Annotated in this window: 12 protein-coding genes and 2 pseudogenes; 10 read left to right on the top strand and 4 right to left on the bottom strand. The window is 61.4% G+C overall.

The window, feature by feature from the left end; genetic code table 11:
• Nucleotides 1-81: 81 nt before the first annotated feature.
• The 4 genes and pseudogenes from tssM to FJ490_RS33635 form a co-directional block, all read right to left on the bottom strand.
• A complete protein-coding gene (tssM, locus tag FJ490_RS22510; RefSeq protein ID WP_140729109.1) occupies nucleotides 82-3,636 on the bottom strand; it encodes a type VI secretion system membrane subunit TssM in 3,555 nt (1,184 codons plus the stop codon).
• A 22-nt stretch (nucleotides 3,637-3,658) separates the two neighbouring features.
• Nucleotides 3,659-5,164 carry a type VI secretion system protein TssL, long form gene (gene tssL / locus FJ490_RS22505; RefSeq protein WP_140560440.1) on the bottom strand — a complete coding sequence of 502 codons (1,506 nt, stop codon included), beginning with the start codon at nucleotides 5,162-5,164 and terminating at the stop codon, nucleotides 3,659-3,661.
• A gap of 324 nt (nucleotides 5,165-5,488) precedes the next feature.
• Nucleotides 5,489-6,268: a type VI secretion system-associated FHA domain protein TagH gene (gene tagH, locus FJ490_RS22500; protein ID WP_318013162.1), complete on the bottom strand. Its 780-nt coding sequence runs from the start codon at nucleotides 6,266-6,268 to the stop codon at nucleotides 5,489-5,491.
• A pseudogene (locus tag FJ490_RS33635) lies at nucleotides 6,269-6,538 on the bottom strand (FHA domain-containing protein); the annotation flags it as partial.
• A gap of 275 nt (nucleotides 6,539-6,813) precedes the next feature.
• On the opposite strand from FJ490_RS33635, the gene tssI reads away from it, so the two are divergent.
• The 10 genes and pseudogenes from tssI (at nucleotide 6,814) to FJ490_RS22450 (ending at nucleotide 16,162) form a co-directional block, all read left to right on the top strand.
• Entirely contained in the window at nucleotides 6,814-9,141 is a 2,328-nt protein-coding gene (gene tssI / locus FJ490_RS22495; protein ID WP_140729108.1) for a type VI secretion system tip protein TssI/VgrG, read from the top strand.
• Between the two features lie 7 nt (nucleotides 9,142-9,148).
• Entirely contained in the window at nucleotides 9,149-9,574 is a 426-nt protein-coding gene (locus FJ490_RS22490) for a DUF6484 domain-containing protein (RefSeq protein WP_140557457.1), read from the top strand.
• A 10-nt stretch (nucleotides 9,575-9,584) separates the two neighbouring features.
• On the top strand, nucleotides 9,585-10,748 hold the full coding sequence (locus tag FJ490_RS22485; protein ID WP_140557355.1) for a hypothetical protein: 1,164 nt from the start codon (nucleotides 9,585-9,587) through the stop codon (nucleotides 10,746-10,748).
• 468 nt (nucleotides 10,749-11,216) lie between these two features.
• Nucleotides 11,217-11,723 (top strand): annotated as a pseudogene (locus FJ490_RS22480) (hypothetical protein); the annotation flags it as partial.
• Nucleotides 11,720-12,241 carry a type VI secretion system-associated protein TagF gene (gene tagF, locus FJ490_RS22475; RefSeq protein ID WP_140557358.1) on the top strand — a complete coding sequence of 174 codons (522 nt, stop codon included), beginning with the start codon at nucleotides 11,720-11,722 and terminating at the stop codon, nucleotides 12,239-12,241. The pseudogene FJ490_RS22480 and the gene tagF, both read left to right, overlap by 4 nt.
• A 3-nt stretch (nucleotides 12,242-12,244) precedes the next feature.
• Nucleotides 12,245-13,096, top strand: coding sequence for a DUF4150 domain-containing protein (locus FJ490_RS22470; protein WP_140729107.1), 852 nt, complete (start codon nucleotides 12,245-12,247; stop codon nucleotides 13,094-13,096).
• A 12-nt stretch (nucleotides 13,097-13,108) separates the two neighbouring features.
• Complete coding sequence (locus FJ490_RS22465; protein WP_140557361.1) at nucleotides 13,109-13,543, top strand: hypothetical protein; 435 nt, start codon at nucleotides 13,109-13,111, stop codon at nucleotides 13,541-13,543.
• Nucleotide 13,544: 1 nt separating this feature from the next.
• Nucleotides 13,545-14,036 carry a hypothetical protein gene (locus tag FJ490_RS22460; RefSeq protein WP_140729106.1) on the top strand — a complete coding sequence of 164 codons (492 nt, stop codon included), beginning with the start codon at nucleotides 13,545-13,547 and terminating at the stop codon, nucleotides 14,034-14,036.
• A 3-nt stretch (nucleotides 14,037-14,039) separates the two neighbouring features.
• Nucleotides 14,040-15,125 (top strand): DUF2169 domain-containing protein, encoded by a 1,086-nt coding sequence (locus tag FJ490_RS22455; RefSeq protein ID WP_140729105.1) that lies wholly within the window; start codon nucleotides 14,040-14,042, stop codon nucleotides 15,123-15,125.
• Nucleotides 15,113-16,162, top strand: a complete 1,050-nt coding sequence (locus FJ490_RS22450; RefSeq protein WP_140729104.1) for a hypothetical protein — start codon at nucleotides 15,113-15,115, stop codon at nucleotides 16,160-16,162. Before FJ490_RS22455 ends, FJ490_RS22450 begins: the two co-directional genes overlap by 13 nt.
• The last annotated feature ends 109 nt before the right edge of the window (nucleotides 16,163-16,271 follow it).

The following is a 16,271-nucleotide window of genomic DNA, read 5'->3' as shown; positions in this document are numbered from 1 at the left end:
AACATTAGAGTATCGAAAACTAAAATATGTGTGTGCCTGGTTTTGCGCTTCTGCGGCTTACTGCCCAGGATCATCTCAATCTCAGAACGCCTTGGGACAGGTGAACCCGGAAAGGGCCGGGAGCAGGAAGGGGTTGGTGCCGGACCCTGTCTGGATCGTGTAGGTGACGTCGCGCCCGCCGATCACGAAGCGGGCCTGCATGCTGCCCTCGTTGCCCGTGATAGCCGCCTTGCTCAGAAGCCGCGTCAAGGCCCACGGCCCTTCGAACGTGATGGCGGACTGGCGCCCCGGCATTTCTGGCGTCAGGCTGAGGCTCGCGGATGGGGTAGCCGTACCGGTCGGCCAAGTCACCGTGCTCGGCCCATTTCCGGTCTGGTTGCTCTGAACGGTCTGGCCATCGATATCAAGTACGGCCATGTCGGCATCGCCATGCAGCGAGAAGGGTGTAAAGGTGACGCTGACGGAGGGTACTGAAGCGCCCGATGGAAAAAAGGCAATGCGGATTTCCGCAGCCAACTGGAAGTCCTTCAAGGTCGATTTCGACAAGTTGCGTCCAAAGCGCGTATCCTGTTTCCAACGCCAGTCCTGGCCGGTCATGTCGATCAGCGAGGCCAGATTTTGTGCAAAGAACCGGTCCATCAGTCCGCCTGGGGCGAACAGCTTCGCGAAATCGGTCATGACGACATCCTCGGTGCTGCTCCCGTCGAAGGGGTAACGGCCGTTGATCGCTGCCTCGCAGGGGGCTGTGACCGTCTGGTCGAGTATCTGGTTCAAGTTTGTCACCGAGGTTTCGGCGACGTTACCTTCGAACTCATCTGCCGTCGTGTTGACCATCCGGCCGAGTTGCTTGGGCAGACGCGAGACATTGGCGCGAAGGGTGGCAATCTGTAGCTGCAGATTACCGTTGAGCCGCTCCACCTGCGAAGGAACTTCGGTGGCCAGTCGCAGGCTTTGATAGATGTCGCTGAAGTTCTGGGTTAGTGCGTCGATCGGGCGATGTCCGGTGGGCCCGTTCACCAGGACCTGGAATGATTTGAATCGCGCTTCAATGTTCGCGCCCGGATTCAAGTTCTGTACGTCAGCGGGCTGTGCGCCGGCGCGGATTTGCGATTTGCCGTTGGCTATGTGTATGCCGATACGGGCTAAGCCCTTGGCTAATTCTGCGGCGCTGCGTTGCTGGTTTTGAGCCGCGGATTCTGTCTCGGCGCCAGGACCGTCACCTGGGTCCCGTGTCAGCGCCGTCTCGTTGGCGATCGCCGAAAACAGCCGCTTTATCGGCGAATTGGGGGAGGCAGCGGCTGAAAGCGCGGTATAGTGCGGCTTGTCTGTCAGCATCGCCTTGAATTTCAACTGGTCGAGAACGCTGTTCCACGCCGCGGCGAACGCCTTGTCGTAGCGATCGAGAAGTTCCGGGCCGAGCCTGAGCAATTGCTGATCGATGTCGCCTTGCTCTCCGCCACCACCGAGAACCCACTGCTCGTCAACGAGCATCTGCGCAACGCGCGAGAGTTGGGCAAGGTAGAACCTGTTGAAGCCGGCATTGGTGTAGAGACCGGGAACACGAAGGTCCGCCAGATCGCTGCCATCGATACGTTCGAACAGCAGTTGCGCTTCGGGACCACCTTGCTTGGAAATGGAAAAGTCCTCCAGCGCCGCCGCGTAGATCGCCGACTTGATCAAAGCGGTCGCTCGATCGGCAAGGCTCATGCGTTCGAGAGAGCGTTGTGCGGCTTCAACAAGTGGCTGGTTCAGTTCGAAAACGGGGTCATAGGCGTCGTCCAAGGCGAGCATGGCGCGCAGGTGCTTTTCGAGGTGCGCTCGTCCCTCGCGGTTGTTTTCGCCCGGGTATCGGTTCTTTTCCCAATCTTGCTTCATCCAGGAAACGATCAGCGCGTCATCGACCTTCGGCGCCTTGCCACCAAGCATCAGGTAGATTTTCAACGGCACGTAGAGTGCGGCGGGATCGCCCATCTTGGCTTGGATCGTTCGCTCGGCCTGGATCAGCAGGCGCGAGCGCAACATGCGTTCCAGGCCTTTCCGATAAGCGGTCCGGGACGCGGAAAGAAGTCTTTCCCGCTGACTGAGGCCGAACGTCTCCCCGATCGGTGTCGCTAGCTCAGCGGCTTCGAATCCGGCCGGCAGGTCGCGCAACTGGTCGAGCGGGCCGATGACGTTTTCAAGGTCGACATCGGTAACCGTGGCTGCCTTGAGCAGCGTTTCCGCCGTCGCGCGATACTGGCCCATGGCAACCGTTGCGGACGCGATCAGCGAGCGGTTGGCCGCGAAGCTCAGAGCGAGCGTACCGAGTGCGGCAGCAGCGATCAGCGCTATCGTACCGAGGCCGCCAAATCTGGCCACCGCCGCCCGCCTCGCAGCTGATTTGTCATACGAAACCCATCCGGATTCGGCAAAAATGACGTCCGTCAGCAGATCATGCAAAAAGAAGCTTTTGCCGGTTCCGGAAAGATGCGGGCGGGAATTGCCCCCGAAATTGCGGCCGATTGCGCCCAGCACCTGATCGATGGGCGTTCCCTCTTGCGTGCCTGACGAAAAATAGAGTCCACGCAGGCTGGCGTTCACCTGGCTGCGGGACGGGTCGAATAGACCGGCGACAAAACTGGTTATGCGCCCCCTCAGCGCGCCGAACTGAGCCGGAAAGCCGAAGATGGAGATGCGCGTGACCGGATCAGCCTCTTCCTGGAGGCGGTCGGCCATCTCGTCCGCCAGTCGTTCCGCCAGCCCATCGAGTTCGGCAGGAGCCGCGGCGGCCATGTTCCTATCGCGCTCCGCCGTCTGGAATGTCGTGCCCCATACCTTGCGTCTGCGCGCCTCGTCGAAACCGCCGAAATAATCCGTGAACCCTGAAACCAGATCGGCCTTGGTGAAAAGCAGATAGACGGGAAACTGGATCTTCAGCGTCTCGTGAATTTCTCTCAGGCGGCTGCGTATCTCGACGATGTGGGCATCAAGCTGCTGATCATCGAAGCTCATCACATCGGCAAGGCTGATGGCCAGGATGACGCCGTTTATCGGTTGTCTGGTGCGGTACCTCTTGAGCAGTGACAGGAATGCGAGCCAGCTCTTCTTGTCAATCTCGGGATTGGAGTCCTGCGTCGTATAACGACCTGCGGTGTCGATCAGCACGGCCTGATCGGTAAACCACCAGTCGCAGGCACGTGTTCCGCCAACACCGGCCACCGGTTGGGCGTCCCCCGAACCGGCAAGCGGAAAATTCAGGCCTGAATTGACCAGAGCCGTTGTCTTGCCGGCACCCGGCGGGCCCATGACAACGTACCAGGGGATCTCATAGAGAAAGTTGCGCTTGCCGCTCGACCGTTTGAGCGCCGCCACGGCCTCGTTCATCCGCGCTTCGAGCACCCGAGAATCGTCATCGCGGTCGTCATTGTGCGCAACGACGGCTTCGAGCGCTTTTTGCGCCTTCCTCGCTTTCCAGAAACGCAGCGCGTAAAAAAGCGCCAGCAGCGCGAGGATCACACCAATGATCGTCGCGCGCAGCCACCCAGGTCCGAGCGGCCGGATCTCGGTGAAGCGGATCAATGGCCCCGCAAACCACACTGCCGCGGCGAAGCCGACCAGCGCGATCACGCTGAATATCCGCAACAGCCAACGCGTCATGGGTGGTTCCAGCGGGCCGTGCTCACAGTGTTTCCTCCCGGGGGATCATCACATCGACACGGCGGTTCTTGGCGCGGCCATCCAGTGTCGCATTGTCGGCGATTGGCTCGTCCTCGCCTTTACCCTCGACCGTCAGTCGCGAGGGATCGCTGAATTTCACTGCCATCAACACTTCGACTGCCTTCGCCCGGGCGACGGAAAGGTCGAAATTGGATTTGAACGCGCTCGACTTTCGTGGCTTCACATTGTCCGTGTGGCCGACGATCCGGATTGGTCCAGGCTCGTGTTCCAGAGCCGCGGCGATGTCGGTGGCAATGGGCTGGAATTCCGGCCTCGCCTCGGCCCTGCCGGACTGGAACAGCAGGAGATTGTTGATCTCCACGACGATGAAGTCGCCCTTGGTGCCGATGGTCAGCCCGCCGCCTTCGAGATCCTTGGCCAATGCCGCACGAATACGATCAATCTGCGCGGTGGCCGCTGGTGGGGTGACTTTCGCCGGCTCAGCCAACGGCGCCACGCTGGCGCGTTCTATGACGACTGGTGTTGATGGGTCGAGCGCCAGCAATTCACCCGCGACCGCCTCGCCTTCATTGGTTATGAAGACCCGCAATGCGAAGAACGCCGCTGTCAGCAACGCGGTCGCCGCTGCCGCGACGACCCAAAGCGGCAGGCGGGCGGAGGACTGCGCCATCGTCGCCGCTACGCCCTGCCAATGCGGCGAGATGTCTCCACTGGAACGCGGCCTGAAATAGCGAAGCGTCTCGTAGACGTCGCGACGAACGCGTTCGAGATTGTTGTCTTGTCGCGTCACGCCTCGATACTGGCCTTCGAAACCCAGCGACAGGCAGGCATGCATCAGTTCGAGCAGATCGTAGTGTTTTTCGGGACTGGCCAGGATCTTGTTCAGCGCTTCGTAGAAGCCGGTGCCGGTGGGCTCGAGGTGAAAGAATTGCCGCAGCATCCCGTGTGGCGCCCAGGCGTCATTCCTGGGCCAGGGCAGGTTACCGATGAGATCGTCGGCGGTTTCGCAGAGGGCGAATTTCGCGATCCGGGCATCCTCTTCGGCAACCCCTGACTTCTCAACTATCCGGTCGAATTTCTCAATCGCCTCGGTGACATGTTGCGCCAATGGCGCCGCCTGTCTTTCAACGGGCAAGAGCCTGAACTGTCCGAGCAGCATCAGCAAAGGTGCCGCCGCGGCGAGAATGGGGTTTGCCGCGGCGTATTTGATGCCGCTCCCGGCGTTGAATAGGCTTTCCTGCTCGATCCCTGTCGCCGGCGCAGTTCCAGCAGAGCCTGCCGGCGCCCCAACATCGCCGGGGCCACCTTGATAAATCACGGTTCCGGATGCCCAGCCTGGCGACCGCCCGCCGCCTGGATCGAACACCGTCGAATCCTTGATTGGAGAGGACTGGCCTCGGTCCGCGACGGGCAGCTCGGGAATTAGCGTCGATTTTTGCTTGCTCCGCGGATTTGCGCGAATGACCGTCTTGCCCGCCGGGCCGAAGGGGTCGTCCTCCGAACTCATCGCAGATCGTCCGTGCAGGCGGGGCGCCGGCGATGGGGTGAGATGGGCGCAGAACGGTTTCCAGTCGGGTAAAGGAAAAACAGCCGCTGCCGGCCGTGGCAGTGGCTAGAAGATGCTATCCCGCCGTGGCATGACATTTGCCGCAGACCCCCAGCTTAATGAGTCTTACCCGCTTGGCGAACTGTCTTATGCGATCGTAATCTCAGAAATCGTCGATTGGAACCGGCCGCCGGCGTCAGCGAGACTTTTCTTCGCCGACTGCCGTGCCATGCATTTTTGGCCATGTGCCATACGTTTCCCGGGGCCGTGCCTTCCTGGGGTCTCCTATTTCTGCTTGCCGGCCTTGGCGTAGGCCTCGCTGAAATAGGCCAGGAATATATCAAGCATGCCGTTTTCATGTGCCTCCTCCATGGTCCGCCATGTCGCGACATAGACGTCCCAGGCTTGGCTCTTCTTCCTCGTAAACGAGGTAGGCGGGAGTTTCCTGCCGATCGCCTCGGGCGACAGGTCGTCAAGCAGCCGGGAGAGCGCGGTTTGCATCGCGGCATAAGTGGCAAACTCGTGAGTCTTGAGATCGCGGAACGCATCTTCGATGCTGCGCCTGGCATCAAGATAGCCGGTCCTGCGCCGGGCGAACATGATTTCCAGGATGTCGTCGGTTCCTGGAACGAACTTCATCGGATTGTTGTCGGCGGCGCTGATCATCGTTCGCTGTGTGCTTTTGGCCAACATTTTCGCGGCCGCGCGTGCTTTCAGCAGCAGGGTCAGCTCCTCGACCACGTCCCGCAAGACCGCGCCGATTTCGGCGGCAACTTCATGGGGGTCGCGCGATTGAAGCAATTCCGGCGAAATGCCGGCTGCGATCGCGATCTCCCGCAGCACCTCGTCCCTGGTTGAGGGCAGGGCGGGCGACGGGAATGTCGGCGCGGAAATGCGCTGTGCCGACCGTTGCTGCGCGGGCTCGAAGAAAGGCCCATCTCCGAACTCCAGCGGCCGGCCTGTCGCGACCGGCGTTTCCCGCTGTGTCGAATCGCGGCTGGGGTGGTCTGCCGTGGCGCGCTCTTCTTCGACCGATACCAAGACGACATAGCGGCCGATCAGCATCCGGTCGCCATCGACCAGCCGATGCGGGCCACTCATGCGCTGGCTCGATCCATTGATGAAGGTCCCGTTGCGCGAGATGTCGTACAGCCAGAACGCGCCCGCCTCGTATCGAACCTCGCAGTGCCGACCCGAGATGAACTTGTCGGGGTCGGGCAAGGTCCAGTCACAAGCATCGCGCCCGATTTCGAAGCCGCTATCACGCGCCACGTAGCTGGTCGAGGTGCCAGCGAGCAGGGCGTCGACATTGTTGATCCGCAGACTGATGTACATCCAAGATCGCCGTCGATCGTTGATCGATACTCCAACATTCTAGCAGCTTGCAGGCAAAACAGGACAGCGGCGTTTCAAGCCGACGAGTCGAGGGGTAAGATTCTGTCGCCCGCCCGTCCTCTTTGGTCAGCGGGAAAACATGTGGTAGGCTAAGCATGGCCTGGCGTGGCGGATTTGGAAAGTTCCTGAACGTAACACCGCTAATGACACCGTTGATATAGCGGGAACTTCAAATCCATCACATTGGCGGCCGCGTCCAGGAGGGGGCTCGACCCATGCCGAATGAACGTGCCACCGTTGTCCGCACACCGGTTGGCTCCGACTTGCTGACCTTCACGCATCTTGTCGGACGCGATGAGATCAGCCGTTGCTTTGCCTACACGGTCGGGTTCGTGAGCACAGACTCCGATATCGACCCGTTGAAGATGCTGGGCGGGCCTGTCTCGATCGAAGGTGAATCCGATCCAAAGCGCTGGCTCAGTGGAATCGTGTCGGAGTTTCGGCTCACCCGCATGGAGGACCGGCTAGCCTACTACGAGGCCGTCATGAGGCCGTGGCTCTGGTTTCTCGGCAACACCACAGATTGCTATATTTTCCAGAACAAGAGCGTCGTTGACATCGTCAAGGATGTCTTCAAGAAATACGGCATCTCCGAATTCGATCTACGCCTGCAAGGGTCCTATCCGGCGCGTGAATATTGCGTGCAATACGACGAGACCGATCTGGACTTTGTGCAGCGGCTGCTGGAGCACGAAGGTATCTTCTATTTCTTCGAGCACGATGACGGCAAGCATACGCTTGTCCTGGCTGACGCGATGAGCAAGCTGAAGCCTGCGCCGGGCTACGAGAAAGTGCTCTATAACTTTGAAGGTCAGGGCTCCCGGCGCGACGTCGAATACATCACCGAATGGATACCGGGCAGCTCGGTGCGCCCAGGCGCCTATGCCCACACCGATTATGATTTCAAGAAGCCGGGCGCCGACCTTATGGCCAAGTCGGCCCAGCCGTTCAGTCACAAATTGTCCGCGGGTGAGAACTACCGCCAGCCGGGCGCGCATCTCGAAGTAAGCCGGGGCGACAGCCTGGCTTCGATCCGGCGCGAGGAGATCCAGGCCTTGCACCAGCGCATCGCCGCGGCCGGCACCGTGCGGGGCTTGTATTCCGGCTGCACGTTCAAGCTGGACGGTTTTCCGCGCGAAGACCAGAACCAGGAATATCTGGTGGTCAGCGCCGAATACAGGCTGTTTGACCCCGGCTATAGAGCCCAGGCCGACGTCGAAAGCGAGAGTTTCAAAGTGGTCCTCGGTGTGGCGCCGACAGCCTTGCCCTATCGCCCGCCGCGGACCACGCCACGACCGATCATGCGCGGCCCGCAGACGGCGACGGTGGTCGGTCCATCCGGCGAGGAGATATTCACCGATAAATATGCGCGGGTGAAGGTCCAGTTTCATTGGGACCGCGTCGGCAAGAAGGACCAGAACAGTTCCTGTTTCGTACGGGTGTCGCAGAGTTGGGCCGGCAGTGGCTGGGGGTTCATCCAGATACCGCGCATCGGCCAGGAGGTCATCGTCGACTTCATCGAAGGCGACCCGGACCTGCCGATTATCACCGGCCGGGTCTACAATGCCTCGCAGATGCCGCCCTACGGCCTGCCTGGCAACGCCACACAATCGGGCTGGAAGTCGGATTCTTCCAAAGGCGGTAGCGGCTACAACGAACTGATGTTCGAGGATAAGGCCGGCTCCGAACTGGTCAATTTCCAGGCGCAGAAGGATCACAACCTTCTGATCAAGCATGACCGCACAAAGCTGGTCCAGCACGATCAGTCCGACCGCATTGACCACGACGCCAAACACTCCGTCGGCCACAACCTCGACGAGGACGTCGGCAACAACAAGACGGTCAAGATCGGCGTCGACCAGACCACCAACATCGGCTCGAACGACACCGAGACAGTGGGCGCCAACCGCTCGCTGACAGTCATGGCCAACGAAACCATCCATGTCGTGTCGAACTCGACGGAAAACATCGACGCCAATCATTCTCAGACCGTGGGGATTGTCCAGACCGTTACCGTGAAGGCGGCGCGTTTCGACACCGTCGGCGCCGCGGAGACCCGCTCTGTCGGCGGGGCACAGATGAACACCATCGGTGTTACACGGTCGGTCACTGTCGGCGCGGCGCAGAGCCACGATATCGGCGCGTCGGATAGCTGGGACATCGCGGCGGCGCAGAGCGTCAATGTTGGCGCCGACCAGAGTTTCGCTGTTGGCGGCGCACAGTCTTCCCAGATAGGCAAGGCACGAGCAGCCAAGATCGGCGCAGATGATGCCACTGACATCGGTGGAGCGCATGCTCTCAAGGTCGGCAAGGGCAGCGGTATCGAGATTGCCGAAGACAGTTTGATCAAGGTGGGCAAGAATTTGGTGATCGAAGCCGGCGACTCCATCACGCTCAAATGCGGCGACGCGTCGATCACGATGAAAAAGGACGGTACTATTGTTGCCGACGGCAAGGACATTACGATCAAGGGCAGTGGCAAGATCAACATTAAGGCCGGTGGCGACGTGGTCGTCAAAGGAAGCAACATCCACAACAATTGAGGGCATCATCATGCAAGTGCTGGATCGTATCGACGGCGTCGTGATCGGCCTGCTGATTGGTTTCGCAGACGGGGCGCCGCTAGTTGTCTTCGTTGGCAATCCACGTGAGACAGCAATTGCGGCGCGCAGTCTGACCGAGCTGGACACTTCGTCGATCGGGTCGGAACTGGCGTTGCTTTTTGAAGGTGGCGACCCGATGCGGCCGCTGGTCGTCGGACGTATCGTCGATCCAGCTCACAAGGAGAGGAAACTGTCAGTTGTCCGCGAAGGCGACCGTGTCGTCATCAGCGGAGAAGAACGGATAGAACTGCGCTGCGGCCTGGCATCGATTATCCTAGAGAAGGATGGGCGCATCACAATTCGCGGCAACCAACTGACGAGCCACGCAAGCGGCACCAACCGCATCCGTGGCGGAGCCATCCATCTCAACTGAGGCGTTCACGATGCAGCGGATCGCGTCTATCGCTGCCATGGTGGACCAGCACGCCAGCGACGCGGCTTTCCTCTGGTCCCGTCGACGACGTGAAATCGATGGTCCGATCCTGGGCGAAACCGATATCGGCCGTATCGACCAGCGCCTGAATGCAAATCTCGAAGGGCTAATGGCTTCCGGAAAGGCCGGCTGGGAGGCGGCTCAGGCGCATTTCGCCGACTACGCCGAGCCCGGCGAGCTTTTCGTGCTCTGCGTGCTGGCGTTGCATTGGGGCGAGGCCGAAACAGTTACCTCGGTGGTCGACGCCGCGGGAACGCTGGGCGAGGATGGCGCGTCGGGCCTGTCCGGCGCGATAGCGCGTACGCCGCGCGAAAATCTGAGTTCGTTCGTGGCGGAATGGCTGGACGCGCGCGATGCGCGGCTGCGCGGCCTCGGCCTCGCGGCACTCTGGCATCATCGCGTCGATCCCGGTACCCGCCTTGGCGATTTGCTGGGCGATCCGGACTCGAATATTCGCAGGCGTGCATTTCGGCTTGCCGGCGGGCTCAAGCGGCGCGACGTCCTTCCGACGGTGCTGGGAGGACTCGAGGGCCACACGTCGAAGGAACGCCTGATCGCCGCACTTGCGGCTTGCCTTCTTGGTCAAGCGCGCTCGGCTCACCCGGTGCTTGACCAGATCGTACTGGCAGAGCCGGCCCTCGCGCCTGCAGCGATCGAGATGCGCCTTTTGACGACGCCCCTGAAGGCCGGCAAGGGCTGGCTGCAGGACCGTCTGAAGCAGCCTGCCTTGCGCGCCACTGCGACAGCGGCAATCGGCCTCTTTGGCGACCGGTCGGTCATGCCGTGGCTGATCGCCAAGATGCGTGAGCCAGAGCTTGTCTTCGCCGCCGGGCTGGCGTTGCGCGATCTGTTCGAGGTAGATCTCAATGATACCGACCTGTTCACGACAGACGCGGCCGCGCTCGGCAAGGAATTTGAATCCCTGACCGCCAGCCCGCTTCCGGTCGCCGATCGCGTGTCCGCGTGGTGGGACGGGGGATGCGGCGGGAGCAATCACGAGACCTTCCATTCGATGCGCAGGCTTCGGCTGGACGCAATACGCGCCGCACTCGCCAATCCGGATACACCCCTAATCGATTGGCGCCGGACGCGCCGGTTCCCGGCCTGGATGTGAACGAACAACGCGCGAGTTCAGCGGTCGGCCCCAGAGCATAGTCGTTCACAAAACGTCAGCCGCCACCATCAGCGCCATCGCCCCTTCGGTAGCGCCGTTGCCGGTGGTCTTCTGCTTGATCCCGTGGCGCTTGGCAGCGCCCTCAGCCTCTCTTGACCGTGCTGTATCGCTCGACGGGCCGCCTCTGTCGTCGAGGCGCTCCCAGGCAGAATGTGGCCCATAGCGCTTCCTTTGACTAAGGATGCACCATCAAGGCCTGGGATCAAAAATATAGCTGTTCGTTCAGGCGCATAGGGGATGGTCCTCCTCGGGTATGCAGGGGAGCAAGTGATGGCACCTCCTGGAACAATAATTCACCTTTCGCGCCAAAAATTTGTTATTATTGTTATGATATAGGCCCTCTGGGCGGTGTTGGGGGACATGACCGACTCTTTTCCATTGGTGCGCGCTGCGGAAGCCGAGGATTTGGCGGCGCTGGATCACGCGGTCTTTGCCGGCGGCTGTTTCGACAACGCCAAGACCTCGGCCGCCGCGTTGTCGAAAGATATACTGAAGCTCTATTACGCGCAGTGGGACAGTTTCCTGCCCGACGTCAAGCTGGCCCGGTTGACCGCCCTTTCGGCTCATAGGGAAAACCTCAAGGATCTGTTGAGCGCAGACTCCGCCCTCACGTGGTTGGTGACGGCAATCGTGTGCAAAACCGAACTGATGCGCTGCAATGACGAACCAGCGCCCGCTTGCGACAACAAGGCCGTCGACGGCTCGCCGGTTATGATGGTGAGCGACACGGGCAGTTGGGCGTGGCTGCGAATGCTGCGGACGGCGCGGTTCACCGCGACATCACTCGCGGATGTCTACAGCCTGCGGGTAGGGGCAGTAGGCTATTACGGGGACTTGACGCTCAAGGCGTCAAGTATCGACTACCCCTACAATTTGCAAATGTTCAAGAAGTTCTCCTGTCCGGCGCAGATATGACGACAGGTTTTTTCGGCAAGATCCCCTCGACAGGTGACTTTATCACCTGGAATTTGCCGCGCGTCCTCACCGACCGCTGGGACCGCTGGATGTCGATTGAACTGCGTGACAGGCCCGATACGGGCGAGCTCAATCCGCGCATATGGCGCTTCTCGGTCCGTGCGGGCATCTTTGGCGACCAGCCAAATGCGGGCGTCTGGCGCATGAGCGAAGACAGGGCCGGCCGGCGCTATCCGTTTGCGATCGTTCGACTCGGCCCACCGCCGGAGGCTACCGACCGATGGTTTGATGAAATGGCGCGGCTGATCGCGGGATGCGTCGACGATTTCTGGCCGCCGTCGCGGCTACAGCAGCGCATCGTGGAACTGCCGCCGCCGGGCTATGGCGCGTCGCCGGAACGCATAGCCTTCTGGACGGACGACTGGGAAGTGAGGGAACTGGCTTTTGCCGACATCTACGACCTCGCCGACAATGGTCTGATTGCCATGCGTCAGGCGTCCACGCCAGCCGAGGCCTAAGGCATGCCCTGCACGGTGTTCGCGGAAAACATGGGGTGGTTCCACAAGGGCAGCAACGGCCAGGCGATCGCGCCGGGTGACGTCTGCTTGACGCCGCCCCCGCCACCCGCGGGGCCGGTTCCGGTGCCTTATGTCAACATGGCGTTCGCCAAGGACCTGATCAAGGGAAGCAAGAGCGTCAAAGCGGATGGCGGCAATCCGACGGCACTGGAAAACGTTTCCGAGTGCTCGATGTCCACCGGCAATGAACCGGCGACGCCAGGTCTCGGCGCGGGCGTGGTGACGCACAAGATCAAGGGCAAGGCCAGTTTCACATTGTGGTCGTTCACGGTGAAGGTAGAAGGCAAGGGCGTTTGCCGGCACGGCGATCCTGTGCTGCAGAACACCATGTGCACTCCGCCGAATTGCACGACCCTTGGCGCATTAACGACGCTCAGGGCCGAGTTGGGTGACCTGTACAACACGCCTTGCCCGAAGAACAAACCCTATAGTCAGGCCTGCCGGCCGGGCCGCTCGGCCGAGCAGCGCAACGCGGTCAATGGCAAGCCTTGCTGGGAATGCAAGGGCAAGAGGGCAACCGGCACCGCCCCATTCCATCGGGAAAAGAGGGGGAGGAGGAAGAGCAAGAAGCAATGGACCAAGAATGCGGACGGCTCATGGGAAAAGAAGGAGTATCGCACCCACGACCACCAGCCCCCGCTGAACGAGGCATGGGACAAGGGCGGCTGCCATCTCGGAGTGGAAAAATTCAAGGAGATGATGCGCAAGGCGAAGTTCGCCCGACCGCATTGTGAAGAGCACTACATGAGCCAGGGCTCGAAGGTTAAGGCGAAGGTAGCCAGGAGCAGGAGATGAGAGGCACAATCGATGAACGCGCGATACGACGATCTCCAGGCTGAATATGTCGCCGATCTCCGCAAGATTGTGCCGCCCGTGATGACCTGGTGGAGGGAACGCGCTGGGCGCGGTCCTGAAAAAATGCAGGACGCAAAATCCCTCAACGCGTTCGAACAACGATGGCCGATGGGTCCCGTTGCGCATCCCAGAGTGCTTGAGGTCGTCCGGATTTATTACCTGCGCATCCTCGAACTGAACCGCGAGAACGAAACAAACAAGCAGCCGGACGCCGCGCCGGAGGAGGGCGATTGGGGGTCCGATGACGACTCAGATGACGTAGACTTTGCGCTCCCGGTCGATTTGCTGGTCAACGACCTCAAGACCGCGGCTCCTGATCTCTTTGAGATCATGAGCTTTCTCGTCTTCGTTCCGGTCGGCCTGTCTCCAGGCGGGGAGTATTGCTGACATGGCGTTCAAGGTCGTCCACAACATCGAAAAAGGCGTAAGGCAGCTTTTGAACGCGCCCAACGATCTCGCGGGCCAGGTGCCGGAGCAGGGCAAAGCCAAGCCGATTGCCGAAGCGACCGAGCAGCACAGGGAAATGTACGCAGAGTACATCGCCAACTTCGAGGTTGCGTACAAGGTCGCGGACAACTGGTGGCAGGGCAACGTGCAGGCTTTGGTTGAGGAAGGTTATGACCACGACGAGGCGGTTGACCTGGCATTCGACAAGCGTCTGGCCGGTCCAGCATCGGCGCCCGAAGTCGTCTGGTTCTTTCGCAACTACTGGCTCGAATTCGACGAGGTCAACCGCTCGTTGCCCGCGGCCGATCGCGTACCCCCGCAGGTCGCGATGCTGCAATGGCTGGTCGAGGAAAAGCACGAGGATTATGTGCAATTGATAACGTGTATGCCGTACTGGCCGATCGGTCTTGACGAGAACGGCAACTGGACGTGACCCATGTCGTTCGATGTCGAGGTCGAGAACCGAACACCATTCAGCGCCATGACCCATGTCCAGCATGACGCGGACGGCCAGGAGGTGCTCGTCGCAATGTTTTCGGCGAGCTTCGAGGCGCCAGAACGGGACGCCAGGCTGGACATTGCGGCGGCTCAGTTGCCCGTGATCCTCGGAGATGTGCCGCTTGGCGTGCCGGGCCTATCGTCAAACCGTTATGACGCCGACATCGCCCCGCGAAAGCCGGCTTCCGAGATCGTCGTCAACGGCACCGCCTATTCGCCGAAGGGCAAGCCGGCGCATGAGATGCAGGTCGGCTTTCGCGTCAACGGCCTGCAGAAGGTGCTACATGTGATCGGGGACCGCATCTACGACGCGGGCGCTTACAGTGAGCCGCACCCTTTCCGAACCATGCCGGTCATTTATGAACGCGCCTTTGGCGGCATGACTACCGCCGCAGCCGATGCCGAAAACCCAGTCGGCATCGGCTTTCGCCATGCTGTCTCGGCCGACCCGTCCGTCAGGACACATGCGCCCAACATCACCTATCCGGACCAGATGTTCCGCGGCCCGCAGGATCGGCCGAGGGCCGCAGGCTTCGGGCCGATTGGCAGGAATTGGCGGCAGCGCCTCCAATATGCGGGCACCTACGACCAGGCCTGGATCGACAACCAGTGGCCCTTACCGCCCAAGGATTTCGATCTGCGGCACCACATGAGCACGCCCCCCGACCAGCACCTGCCGCGCATCGTCGGCGGCGAAGACGTGCGGCTCATCGGTCTGACGCCGTCCGGCTGCTGGGATTTCCGGATGCCGCGTGTCATCGCGCCGATCCGCCTGCTCTTCGCCGACCGGGTCGAGGAGCGCGAGTTTGTGGCCGACACGGCCATCATCGAGCCGGACCTCTGGCGCATCACCCTGAAATCGCGCATCGCGCTCCTCACCCGCCGCAACGCGCCCGCGCTGCGTGCAATCGTTTTCGGCCAAGTCACGCCCGCGCTGCTCGCGGCGAAGCGCAAGCGCAAGCAGTATTTCAGCCACTATGGCGGCAACGGGACATTGCGTGACCGGCCGTTATGGCAACCGTGAAGGCGCCGGTCTACCTCGCGGGCGCGGGCGCGGTCACGGCCGCCGGGTTGAACGCGCGCCAGACACTGGCGGCCATTCGCGCTGGCCTGTCGGCATTCAATGAAATCGTGGTCGAGCCATTCCCCGCTACCCAGATCGCCGCACGCGTACCGACGACCTGGAAACTGCGCAAAACCGATGGTGAGTGGCTGGTGAACATGGCCGTTCGGGCCATCATGGAAGCACTCCGTTCGGGGCCGTTCGCGGCGGCGGCGACGGCGCTCGTCATTTCGCCGCCTGAGAGCTTTCGCAGCCATCCGGCTTTTGCGACCGTACCGTTTGTCGATTTTCTGCCTGCCGTGATGCTAGGTTGCGGCGGCAGCTTCCATCCGGCGTCGATCGCGGTGGATGGCGGCGCGGCGGCCAGTATCAGCCTGCTTGAACGCGCGTCAGACTTGTTCAGCAGGCCGGGTGTCGAACAGATCATCCTGGGCGGGGTCGACAGTTTCCTCAACGACGTCGACCTGGACCGACTGCGGCAAAGCGGGCGCCTGAAGTCGTCGGACGGCGCTCAGGGTCTGGTCCCCGGCGAAGCGGCGGCCTTCGTCAGGCTGACTAGCGCGCCGGAGGGTAATGGCGCAGTTGCTCCCGCTGTCGTCAATATCGGCGTCGCGCGCGAGGAAGACAGTGTCCTCTCCGACCGTTTCAGTCAGGGCCGTGCCATGCTGAGCGCGTTGCGCGCGGCGGTTGCGAGCAACGGGCCGAAGGAATCCGACATTTCCTTTGTCGTCAGCAATTCCAACGGCGAGCGTCATCGCGCACTCGAGCAACTGGTTGTGCACCCGCGCTTCTATCGCACGCTGCGAGAATTGACCCCGACGGCGTATCCGGCGATGACCGTCGGCGAGGTTGGTGCTGCGGCAGGTGCGCTGGCGTTGATGCTGGCGGCGGACGGCATGCGACAAAACTATGCGCCGGGGTCTGCAGCGATGCTCGAGATAGCGTCCGAAACAGGCCTGAGGACGGCAGCCGTGGTCGCGGGAATGCGCCGGCGTTGAGGCCGGAAGGGGCGTGAGCGCCGCCGTTGGCGGAAGAGGGCTGAGACAGATGTCACGTCGCCTGGCGCAATGCCCTTGCCACCACTTCCCCTATGAAAGAAGCCCATGC

Origin of the sequence: Mesorhizobium sp. B2-5-11 (genome assembly GCF_006440835.1) — a bacterium.
Taxonomy (GTDB): domain Bacteria; phylum Pseudomonadota; class Alphaproteobacteria; order Rhizobiales; family Rhizobiaceae; genus Mesorhizobium.
Note: the sequence above shows the minus strand (reverse complement) of the source record. Positions and strands in the feature narration are given on the sequence as shown.

Excerpts from the sequence above, each read along its gene's own strand:
- FJ490_RS22465 (WP_140557361.1), top strand. The coding sequence starts at position 13,109 with ATGAACGCGCGATACGACGATCTCCAGGCTGAATATGTCGCCGATCTC.
- tssL (WP_140560440.1), bottom strand. The coding sequence starts at position 5,164 with ATGAGTTCGGAGGACGACCCCTTCGGCCCGGCGGGCAAGACGGTCATT.
- tssM (WP_140729109.1), bottom strand. The coding sequence starts at position 3,636 with ATGACGCGTTGGCTGTTGCGGATATTCAGCGTGATCGCGCTGGTCGGC.
- FJ490_RS22470 (WP_140729107.1), top strand. The coding sequence starts at position 12,245 with ATGCCCTGCACGGTGTTCGCGGAAAACATGGGGTGGTTCCACAAGGGC.
- tssI (WP_140729108.1), top strand. The coding sequence starts at position 6,814 with ATGCCGAATGAACGTGCCACCGTTGTCCGCACACCGGTTGGCTCCGAC.
- FJ490_RS22485 (WP_140557355.1), top strand. The coding sequence starts at position 9,585 with ATGCAGCGGATCGCGTCTATCGCTGCCATGGTGGACCAGCACGCCAGC.
- tagH (WP_318013162.1), bottom strand. The coding sequence starts at position 6,268 with ATGCTGATCGGCCGCTATGTCGTCTTGGTATCGGTCGAAGAAGAGCGC.
- FJ490_RS22450 (WP_140729104.1), top strand. The coding sequence starts at position 15,113 with ATGGCAACCGTGAAGGCGCCGGTCTACCTCGCGGGCGCGGGCGCGGTC.
- tagF (WP_140557358.1), top strand. The coding sequence starts at position 11,720 with ATGACGACAGGTTTTTTCGGCAAGATCCCCTCGACAGGTGACTTTATC.
- FJ490_RS22460 (WP_140729106.1), top strand. The coding sequence starts at position 13,545 with ATGGCGTTCAAGGTCGTCCACAACATCGAAAAAGGCGTAAGGCAGCTT.
- FJ490_RS22455 (WP_140729105.1), top strand. The coding sequence starts at position 14,040 with ATGTCGTTCGATGTCGAGGTCGAGAACCGAACACCATTCAGCGCCATG.